This is a genomic window from Mesorhizobium sp. M7A.F.Ca.US.002.01.1.1 (genome assembly GCF_004022955.1).
In the GTDB taxonomy this organism is placed as follows: Bacteria; Pseudomonadota; Alphaproteobacteria; order Rhizobiales; family Rhizobiaceae; genus Mesorhizobium; species Mesorhizobium ciceri.
Window position 1 is genome coordinate 1 of record NZ_RZQE01000199.1, and the last position, 10,193, is coordinate 10,193.

A 10,193-nucleotide genomic window follows, 5' to 3' on the forward strand; every position below is an offset into this window, starting at 1 on the left:
CGAGCAGGCCGAGCTTTATGAGACCCCCTGCATTTCCTCCGGCGCTCCCTGGCAAGCGGTGATCATGCCGCGCGGCGGCGGCAAGCAGACCTTCGACTGGACCTATCATTTCTTCTGGGGCCTCGACGAGGCGCTGAACACCTTCGTCGGACTCTGGAACCATCTGGAGACCAACAAGAAGGTCGGCATGCTGTTTCCGCAGAACATCGACGGCGAGACCTGGGGCAACGACGAATATGGCTTGCCAGCGCCGACCCGCAAGGCCGGCTACGAGGTCGTGGTGCCCGGCTATTTCCAGCCCCGCACCAATGATTTTTCCGCACAGATCGCCGAGTTCAAGAAGCAGGGCTGCGAGATCATCGGCGGCATTACCTATCCGGACGATCTGAAGACCTTCGTCACCCAGTGCAACCAGCAGGGCTTCAAGCCGAAGGCGGTCACGGTGGCGGCGGCACTCCTGTTCCCGGGGGGTGTCGAGGCCATGGGTCCTCTAGGCAACGGCATGTCCTCGGAGGTCTGGTGGACACCGGCCTTCCCGTTCAAGTCGTCGCTGACCGGGCAGGTCAGCAGCGACATCGCCAGCCAATGGGAAGTCGATTCGAAGCGGCAGTGGACGCAGCCGCTGGGCTATTCGCATGCCTTGCTCGAGGTCGCGCTCGACATCCTGAAGCGCTCTTCCAATCCGCTCGATCGTACAGCCAACCGAGACGCCCTGGTCGCTACCGATCTGCAGACGCTGGTCGGTCATATCAAGTTCGACGGCTCGCCCCACAAGAACATCTGCAAGACGCCGATCTTCGGCGGCCAGTGGGTGAAGGGCGAGAAATGGCCCTATGACCTGAAGATCGTCGACAACACGGTCAATCAGCTCTTCGCGCCGCAGCAGGCTATTCAGCCGATCGCCTGGTGACATGAGCGGGGACGCGGGCAGAGTCATGCGTAGGGAAATCCTGCTGAAAGCGCACGGGGTGTCGAAGTCCTTCGGCGCTGTCCGCGTCCTGCATGACGTGACTTTCGACGTGCATCGGGGCGAGGTGCTGGGCATCCTCGGCCCGAATGGGGCGGGCAAAACGACGCTGTTCAACGTGATCAGCGGCGACTTGAAGACGTCCGGCGGCGAGATACAGCTCGGCGACACGGCACTCCGCGGCGAGCCGCCCTTCCGCCGCTGCCAGATGGGGATCGGGCGGACCTATCAGATCCCGCGTCCCTATTCCGGCATGACCACCTTCGAAAACCTGCTGGTCGCCGCCGCTTTCGGCGGCGGCCGGTCCGAGAAGCAGAGCTATGCTTTCTGCGCCCAGGTCCTGCGCGAGTGCGAACTCTCCGACAAGGCCAATGTCTCGGCCGGCGCTCTCACTCTGCTCGACCGCAAGCGGCTGGAGCTGGCGCGCGCGCTGGCGTCGGATCCGAAGCTGCTGCTGCTGGACGAGATCGCGGGCGGGCTGACCGACGATGAATCGAAGGCGCTGGTGGCGCTGGTGCGCCGCATCCGCGACCGCGGCATCACCATCGTGTGGATCGAGCATGTGCTGAACGCGCTGCTGGCGGTGGCCGACCGGCTGTTGGTGCTGAATTTCGGCGAGAAGATCGCCGAAGGCGTGCCCGCCGACGTGATCGCGCTGCCCGAGGTCCAGCGCGTCTACATGGGGATCGAGGGATGACGGCCGTTCTTTCCACCCACGGGCTGTTGGCCCGCTATGGCGACTTCCAGGCGCTCTACGGCGTCGACATCGAGCTGCACCAGGGTGAGGCCGTGGCCTTGATCGGCGCCAACGGGGCCGGAAAATCCACCCTCCTGCGTTCGATCATGGGCCTGCTTCCGGTCGGGCGCGAGATGGTGCTGCTGCACGGTGAGCCGGTCGGCGGCACCGCCACCGACCGCATGGTGCAGAAGGGCGTCGCCATCGTGCCGGAGGGCCGCCGCCTCTTCACCGGCATGTCGGTCGAGGACAATCTGCGCGTCGCCATCGACCAGGCCGCGCGCATGGGCGCCAAGGGCGGATGGACGCTGCCGCGTCTGCACCAGCTGTTCCCGATCCTCAAGGAGAAGGCTCGCACCCAGGTGCAAAGCCTCTCGGGCGGGCAGCAGCAGATGGTGGCGATCGGCCGCGCGCTGCTCTGCCAGCCGCGCGTGCTGCTCTGCGATGAGATCAGCCTTGGTCTCGCGCCCAAGGTGATCCGCGAAATCTATGCCGCCTTGCCCGAAATCCGCGCCACCGGAACGGCGATGATCGTGGTCGAGCAGGATGTCGGCCTCGCCCGGACCGCCACGGACCGCCTCTACTGCATGCTGGAGGGCCGCGTGACCCTGACCGGCAGGTCCGCCGAAATCACGCGCGAGCAGATCGGCAAAGCCTATTTTGGAGCGGGCCATGGAGTGGTTTGACGCCTTGGTGCAGGGGGTCCTGCTGGGCGGCATGTATGCCCAGTATGCACTCGGCATGGCGCTGATGTTCGGCGTCATGCGGATCGTCAACATCAGCCATGGCGATCTGGTGATCCTTTTGTCGCTGATCGGCATCTCGATCGCCACGGCTTGGGGTCTGGGACCGCTGCCGGTGCTGATCGTGCTGGTGCCGCTCGCGGTGCTGATGGGCTGGGTGCTGCAGAAGGCCGTGCTGAACCGCGTGGTGGGCAGCGATCCGCTGCCCTCGCTGATCGCGACCTTCGGACTGTCGATCGCGCTGCAGAACCTGATGCTCCAGATATGGTCCGCGAACAGCCGATCGCTGCCCGGCCATGGGATCGAGAGCCAGTCCATCGAGATCGGCGGCATCTATGTCGGTCTCCTGCCGCTGATCGTGCTGGCCGTTGCCACGGGCCTGACAGGAGGCCTCGACCTGACGCTGAAGCGCACGCGCTTCGGTCGCGCGCTCCGCGCCGCGTCGGCCGATGTCGAGGCGGCGGCGATGACCGGCATCAACCCGCGCGCCGTCTATGCGATGGCGACAGCGGCGGCGGTCGGCATTCTCGGTTTTGCAGCCGTCTTCCAGGCGCTGCGGTCGACTGTTGCTCCGGCCGACGGACCTGCCCAGCTGATCTACGCGTTCGAAGCGGTGATCATCGGCGGCATGGGGACGGTATGGGGCGCCTTCGTCGGCTCGATGGTGCTCGGCATCTCGCAGGCCATCGGCTTCCGCATCGATCCGGGCTTCGGCGTGCTTGCCGGACATATCGTCTTCCTGGTCGTGCTGGCGACCCGCCCACAGGGCCTGTTCGGAAAGGCATTGTCATGAGTGCGATTCCCTATGTGGCAACAACCGAGGTGCCCGAAGTCGTGGTCCAGCGCCAGACCCGGTCCGGTCGCATTGCGATGACGCTGGCGGTGCTGGCCACGGTCGCTGTCGCTGTCATGCCGTGGTGGGCTTCGACCGGCACGATCCGGTCGGTTCTGGTGCTGTGCTGCTATATCGCCGTCGCGCAGATGTGGAACCTGCTCGCCGGCTATGCCGGCCTCGTCTCCGTGGGCCAGCACGCCTTCATGGGCGCCGCCGGCTATGCGCTTTTCGTGCTGGCGCAGACCTACGGCATCAATCCGTTTGTGGCGGTCTTCCTGTCGCTCCTGGTGCCGGCCGCGCTGGCCGTGCCGATCTACCTGCTGCTGCATCGCCTGGATGGCCCCTATTTTTCGATCGGCACATGGGTGGTGGCCGAGGTCTTCCGGCTGACCGCCTCGAACCTGCCGCTCGTCAATTCCGGCGCGGGCATGTCGCTTCGCGTGATGAAGGACTATTCGGCCTTCGAGCGGAATGTCGCTATGTCGCTGCTCTGTGCGGGGATGCTGCTCGTCACGCTGGGCGGCAGCTATTGGCTGCTTCGCTCGCGCTTCGGCCTTGCGCTGATCGCCATACGCGACAATCCGGTTGCAGCTGCCAGCCAGGGCGTGAATGTCGTGAAGCTACGCTTCCTGATCTATGTCGCGTCGGCGGTCGGCTGCGGTCTCGCGGGCGCGATCTATTTTATGGCGCAGCTGCGCATCACCCCCGGTTCGGCCTTTGACCCGATGTGGGCGAACGTCGCGATCTTCATCGTCATGGTCGGCGGGATCGGGTCCATCGAGGGCGTTCTGATCGGATCGCTGATCTTCTTCATCGCGGACCGCTGGTTCGGCGAATATGGCGCAACCTATTTCGTCGTCCTCGGCCTGATGACGCTTCTGGTGGCGCTCTACGCCCGGACGGGCATCTGGGGCCTGATCTCGAAGCGGTGGGATGCACCATGGTTCCCGATCCGACGCAAGCTCGTCGACCCCGAACCGCTGACGAGGAGGATTTCATGAAAGCCGCCATCTTCGATAAGGTCGGGGTCCCACTGCGGATCGGCACGGTGCCGGACCCGACGCCAGCACCGGACGAGGTCGTCTTGCGTGTCGCCGCTTGCGGCATCTGCGGCAGCGATCTGCACATCACCGAGGATCCGGTGCCTTTCGGCATCGAGGCAGGCTTTGTGCTCGGCCATGAATTCTCCGGTGACATCGTCGCGGTCGGATCGGAGGCAACGGGCCTTCGGATCGGTGACCGGGTCGCTGTCGTGCCGATGCGCGGTTGCGGACACTGCGAGGCCTGCGAGCGCGGCGATCCGGCGCGCTGTCACGAGATGGAGCTGATCGGCGGCGGCTATGCGCAATACGCGACCGTGGCCGCACGCCAATGTCATATCCTGTCCGACGATGTAGCACTCGAGGATGGTGCGTTGGCCGAGCCACTGTCGGTCGCCCTGCATTGCATCGTCCGTTCGGGCATGAAGCCGGGGGATCGGGTCGCCATACTGGGTGCCGGGCCGATCGGACTGCTCGTCGCCTTCTGGGCGCGGCGCATGGGGGCATCGCGTGTCGTGGTGGCCGACATCCACGGCCATCAGCGCGAGCGTGCGCTTGCTCTCGGCGCGACCGGCTTCGCGCTTTCCGGCGAAAAGCTGAGCGAGAACCTCACCGATCTCTGCGGCGGAGCGCCCGACATCGTCTTCGAATGCGTTGGCAAGCGTGGCCTCATCGGCGCGGCGGTCGAGGCGGTCCGGCTGCAGGGCACGGTGGTCGGGGTCGGCCTCTGCATTGGCGGAGACCAGTGGGACCCGTTCGTTGCGCTGACGAAGGAAGTGAACCTGCTGTTTTCGGTCTTCTTCCATCAGCGCAACGAATTCGGCGTCGCCCTCGATGCGCTTCGAGGCGGACCTTTCGCACCGCAAGCTCTGATCACCGACCGGATCGACCTCTCGCCGGTTCCGCAGATATTCGAGAGCCTTCGCCGCCGCACCACGCAATGCAAAGTGCTGATCCAGCCGGACCTTGTTTGAGGAGAGTGAAAAATGGCCGTTCAATTCGAAACGCTCGAATACGATATCGATGGCACGAAAACGGTGGTGATGGCCATCGGTAGAGGCAAGCCCGTGCTGTTCCTGCACGGCGCCTCGACGCTTGAAGGCTTCGACTTTGCCGAGGGCCTCGCGGACCGTTTCCGCGTGCTCTGCCCGAGCCATCCGGGCTTCGGCTTTTCTGGCCCGGCGCCGCATGTCGCTACGATGTCCGACATGGTTTTACACTATCTGAATCTGCTCGATGTTCTCCGTCTGCCGGAGAAGCCTCATCTCATCGGCTTTTCCATGGGCGGCTGGATGGCGACCGAACTCGCTGGCCTTGCGCGCGAGCGTTTCGACAAGGTGGTGCTGATCGCGCCGGCAGGGCTCAACGACCCCGCATATCCGGCCACTGATCTCGGCGCGGTCGCGCCGCAGGAGTTGCCGGCCTATCTGGCGCAAGACGTCTCGGTGGCGCTGCGCTACTTCCCGGATGGTTCCGACGCCGCCTTTGCCGAGGCCTTCGGCGCCGATCGCGCCCGCGAAGGCGAGACGCTCGGCCGGCTGCTGGCGCCGTTCGGCATGGGGCATCCGAACCTGCGGCGCTTTCTGGCGCGCATCGCCAATCCGACACTGGTCGTCTGGGGCACCAGGGACCGTATGCTGCCGGCGGGACAGGCTCCGCTCTTCGTCGAGGCGCTGCCCGACGCACGCCTGATCCTCGTCGAGGAGGCCGGCCATTTCGTCATGCAGGAGAAACCCGAAACGCTCAGGAAGATCGGCGATTTCTTCGCCGGCTGATCGCATTTGAAAAGGAGGAGGAGAACACGATGAACAAACCCATCAAGCACAGCTCGCGGGGGACGACCACCGACTATCGCGACTTGCTCAGGAAGATCGCGGAGATCGGACCGGTCCTGGAAGCCAACGCCACCGCCGATGAGGAGAATGGCGAACTGACTGCGGCCACGTTCGAGCTGCTGAAGCCGCTGCGCATGTCGCATATCTTTGCCGCGGAGAGCCTCGGCGGTGCGCAGTTGCGACCCACCGAGGGTCTCGAACTGCTGGCGGCGATCACCTGGCACTCCGGGGCGGCCGGCTGGGTTTCCATGGTGCATTGCTGCATCGGCGCGATGTCGGCTGCCTTTCTGCCGGACAGCGCGGTCGAGCGGCTGTTCGCGCCGGGCTCCGACAACCGTTTCTCGGGACAGGGGGCGCCGCTCGGCATGCTGAAGAAGGTCGACGGTGGCTACCGGCTGAACGGCAAGTGGAGCTATGGCAGCGGCTTCAGCCACGCCACCTATAGCCACAGTGCCGCCTTCGTCGACGACGGCACCGGCAAGCCCGCCAAGGACGATAGGGGCAATGTGATCATCATGTGCGCCCATGCGCCGATCTCCCAGCACAAGCAGCTCGGCAATTGGGACGTTCTGGGCCTCGGTGGAACCGGCAGCATCGACTATGCGGCCGAGGATGTCTTCATCGCCGACGATCTCGTCTTCCCGATCCTGACCGCGCCGCCACTGCGCCAGAAGGAGTTCTTCAGTCTCGGTGTCGTCGGCCTCGCCGCCATCGGTCATACCGGCTGGGCACTCGGCACCGGGCGGCGGATGCTGGACGAGATCGCCAAGTTCGCCCGCAGCAAGTCAGGCCGCGCCGGGTTGATCGGCGAAAGCGAGAAATTCTGGCACGACTATGGCCGCGCCGAAGCCCGCTATCGCGCTGCCCGCGCCTTTGTCTTCGAAGTCTGGCGCGACATCGAGGCGACGGTCGAAGCCGGCAACAGCGTATCGACGCGGCAGATCAGCCTTGTCCATCTGGCCAAATCCGAGATTCATGAGGTTGGCGTCGATATCTGCAACTTCGCCTATCGCGCGGGCGGCGGCGCGTCGCTGCGCGCCGGTGTGATCCAGCGCACCTTCCGCGAGATGATGGTGGCGGCCAACCATTTCACGATCGCGCCATCGATCGTCACCTCGGCCGGCCGCGACATCGGCGGGCTGTGGAGCGATCGCACCTGGCAGTTCTACGATCTGATCGAGAAGAAGTAGTCGCAAGGGCCGGACGGCGGACCCATCCGGCCCCATTTCATGCTGCAGAAGAGAGACGTCGATGAGCTTCCCGCATCCGATGACCAACGCCTTCCGCGAAGCCTTTCGCCACCACCCGGCCGGTGTTGCCGTGATCACGGCCGATCCCGGCGACAGACCGGTGGCGATGACCGTGTCCTCGCTGATCTCTGTAAGTGCTGCGCCACCGGTCGTCGCCTTCTCGCTGTCGATGAAATCGACCTCGTCCGAACCCTTGCTACGGGCGCAGACCATGGTGATCCACCTGCTGCGCTACACCGATATCGACCTGGCGCAGCTCTGCGCGTCGAGCGGCGCGGAACGCTTCCCGCCGGGAGGCGCCTGGGCTCGGCTGCCCACGGGCGAACCGCGCTATACCGGCGTCTCGACCTGGTTCCGCGCCCGCCGGCTCGGCGTCCTGCCGATCGAGGGCGCGACACTGGTGGCGGCCGAACTCCTTGACGGCGAGGTGCAGCTGGACGAGATCCCCCCTGAGGCGCATTCGCTGGTCTACCTCGACCGTCGCTGGCATCGCCTGCACAAGGAACTGGACGGCGTGGCTGAACTTCTTGAGTCGTCGCGTTTTCTTTGAACGGTGCCGGCTGTCCGGCCGCTGCGCACGGAATTCGCTAAGCCAGTCAAACGCGTTCGAGCGTCAGTCGCACCGTCACCCTGGCCCGCCGTGCAGGGTTGAGGGCCATCCAGCCAGTTGGGCACTGGTCGGAGCTTCGTCCCGCATCGGATGCATGTCTCAGCTTACGTTAGACATTTCTACAAAATATATCACATGTTGACGTTAATTTAACAGGCTACTATGGTCTGTTTGCCGCATCGGATGCGGCGCTTTGGTATCACCGTTGCTCGTTGATTGTCGTCATGTCCGTCATCCTTATCCCAACCTGCAGGATTGCCTTGCAGCGCCCTTCACCAGTTGCTGAAAACGGCGGCGCCCATGCCCAGTTTGCTCGGAATCGATAACGGTCTCACGGTCACCAAGGCGGTGATCTTCGATGCCGATGGCACGCAGTTGTCGGTGGCGCGTCGGCGGGTTCCGCAATCGATGCCCCATGCGCGCTGGGTGGAGCGCGACATGGCCGGCCTCTGGCAAGCGACCGCCGACGCAATCAAGGAGGCGATCGCGCTATGTGGCCGCCCGGCGGACGACATCAGGGCGGTGGCGGCAACCGCGCATGGCGACGGTCTCTATTTGCTCGACAAGGATCGTCGGCCGCTGGGGCCTGGAATCCTGTCGCTCGATAGCCGCGCCGGCAAGATTGTCGAGCGATGGTCGGCGGACCGGGTCTTCGAAGAGGCGCTAGCGCGAACAGGCCAGGCGCCCCACGTCTCGGCGCCGTCGGCGCTGCTCGCCTGGATCAGGGAGCACGAACCGGCCCGCTATGGGCGTATCGGGCATATACTGGCCTGCAAGGACTGGCTGCGCTTTTGCCTGACCGGCAAGATCGGCACCGACCGTACCGAGGCCAGCACCTCATTCACGGATTTCCGCACGCAAGCCTTCGCGCCGGAAGCGTTGCGAATCTTCGGATTGGACGATGTTTTCGACGCGCTGCCGCCGATGGCGCACTCCGCCGCGATCGTCGGCCATGTCACCGCCGAGGCAGCCGAAATGACCGGCCTTGCCAAGGGAACACCGGTCGCGTGCGGACTGCATGACGTGACTGCCTCCGCACTTGGCATGGGCGGCCATGAGGAGGGCGTGCTCGCCATCGTCGCCGGAACCTATTCCATCAACGAAGTCGTCTCTTCGCAACCACGCGTCGACCCGCGTTGGCTCTGTCGCAACGCCATCGACGCAGGCCGCTGGAACAACATGGCGATCTCGCCGGCGTCGACCGCGAACTACGACTGGTTTCTCGACACGTTCTGCCGCTCGGAGCAGGAAAAGGCATCGGTCGATGGTGGCTCGATCCACGAGCTTCTGGCAGCAGAGATCGACACGGCGCTGAAGAAGCCGTCGACCATCCTGTTTCATCCCTATCTGTTCGGCTCTCCTTATGGCGATGTTGCCAGCGGCGGCTTTGTCGGCCTGCACGGCTGGCATAATCGCGGCGATATACTCAAGGCGGTTCTGGAGGGCATTGCCTTCAATCATCGCACCCATGTGGAAGCCTTGCGCGACGGCTTTGCCGTCAGCGAGATCCGCCTGACCGGCGGCAGTTCGCGCAATCCGGCCTTCGTTCAGATGTTTGCCGACGTGCTGAACGCCCCGGTCATCGTCACCTCGACCGACGAGGCCGCGGCCTTTGGCGCTGCCCTTTGCGCGGGGGCGGCGGTTGGCATCTTCGCGACGCCGCAACAGGGCGCCAGGCAGGTCGGGATGACGGCGCGCCAATACGAGCCTGACCAAGCCTCGAGTGCTGTGTTCAACGAGCGCTTTTCCCTCTATGGCCGCATAGCCGGTGCGCTCGAACCGCATTGGCCCGACATCGAGAAGCTGGGCCGGCCAGACACTGGGGGAACCGCATGATCAAGGCCGACGAACGACGCGAAGAGATCGCCGACTATGTGATCAAGCTCGGCCAGGTGCGCATCGACGATCTGGTCGAGCATTTCGGCGTGTCGCGCATGACCGTCCACCGGCATATCGACCGGCTGGCGCAGCAGGGCGTGCTGCGCAAGCTGCACGGTGCGGTGACGGTTCAGCCTTCCGGCCTCTACGAAAGCGCCTTCCGCTACCGTGTGACGGTCAACCGGGCCGAGAAGGATGCGCTGGCGCGGGCAGCACTCGATTATGTCGAAGCCGGCCAGGTGGTGATGCTGGACGATTCCTCGACGGCAAACGCCGTCGCGGCACTGCTGCTCGACGTC

Annotated in this window: 11 protein-coding genes; all 11 read left to right on the plus strand. The window is 64.8% G+C overall.

The genetic code is table 11. The features are described 5' to 3' along the window. A partial coding sequence (locus EN932_RS19405; protein ID WP_128368984.1) for an ABC transporter substrate-binding protein occupies positions 1–910 on the plus strand: 910 nt, incomplete at its 5' end. A 25-nt stretch (positions 911–935) separates the two neighbouring features. Then, positions 936–1,664 (plus strand): ABC transporter ATP-binding protein, encoded by a 729-nt coding sequence (locus EN932_RS19410; protein ID WP_127369574.1) that lies wholly within the window; start codon positions 936–938, stop codon positions 1,662–1,664. After that, positions 1,661–2,389 (plus strand): ABC transporter ATP-binding protein, encoded by a 729-nt coding sequence (locus EN932_RS19415; RefSeq protein ID WP_013533086.1) that lies wholly within the window; start codon positions 1,661–1,663, stop codon positions 2,387–2,389. Before EN932_RS19410 ends, EN932_RS19415 begins: the two co-directional genes overlap by 4 nt. Continuing rightward, positions 2,376–3,239, plus strand: coding sequence for a branched-chain amino acid ABC transporter permease (locus tag EN932_RS19420; protein ID WP_013533085.1), 864 nt, complete (start codon positions 2,376–2,378; stop codon positions 3,237–3,239). Before EN932_RS19415 ends, EN932_RS19420 begins: the two co-directional genes overlap by 14 nt. Next, the gene (locus tag EN932_RS19425) at positions 3,236–4,282 is read left to right on the plus strand and encodes a branched-chain amino acid ABC transporter permease (RefSeq protein ID WP_127368554.1); all 1,047 of its coding nucleotides are present in this window, start codon (positions 3,236–3,238) and stop codon (positions 4,280–4,282) included. The genes EN932_RS19420 and EN932_RS19425 overlap by 4 nt, the downstream gene beginning before the upstream one ends. Beyond that, positions 4,279–5,295 (plus strand): alcohol dehydrogenase catalytic domain-containing protein, encoded by a 1,017-nt coding sequence (locus EN932_RS19430; protein WP_127384522.1) that lies wholly within the window; start codon positions 4,279–4,281, stop codon positions 5,293–5,295. Before EN932_RS19425 ends, EN932_RS19430 begins: the two co-directional genes overlap by 4 nt. Before the next feature lie 12 nt (positions 5,296–5,307). Continuing rightward, on the plus strand, positions 5,308–6,096 hold the full coding sequence (locus tag EN932_RS19435; RefSeq protein ID WP_013533082.1) for an alpha/beta hydrolase: 789 nt from the start codon (positions 5,308–5,310) through the stop codon (positions 6,094–6,096). A gap of 29 nt (positions 6,097–6,125) precedes the next feature. Next, complete coding sequence (locus tag EN932_RS19440) at positions 6,126–7,346, plus strand: acyl-CoA dehydrogenase family protein (RefSeq protein ID WP_128368985.1); 1,221 nt, start codon at positions 6,126–6,128, stop codon at positions 7,344–7,346. A gap of 61 nt (positions 7,347–7,407) precedes the next feature. Continuing rightward, positions 7,408–7,956, plus strand: coding sequence for a flavin reductase family protein (locus EN932_RS19445; protein WP_127368557.1), 549 nt, complete (start codon positions 7,408–7,410; stop codon positions 7,954–7,956). Positions 7,957–8,316: 360 nt separating this feature from the next. Continuing rightward, entirely contained in the window at positions 8,317–9,852 is a 1,536-nt protein-coding gene (locus EN932_RS19450; protein ID WP_127368558.1) for an FGGY-family carbohydrate kinase, read from the plus strand. Beyond that, positions 9,849–10,193 (plus strand): DeoR family transcriptional regulator (locus tag EN932_RS19455; RefSeq protein WP_164890541.1); only part of this gene is annotated, 345 nt, incomplete at its 3' end. The genes EN932_RS19450 and EN932_RS19455, both read left to right, overlap by 4 nt.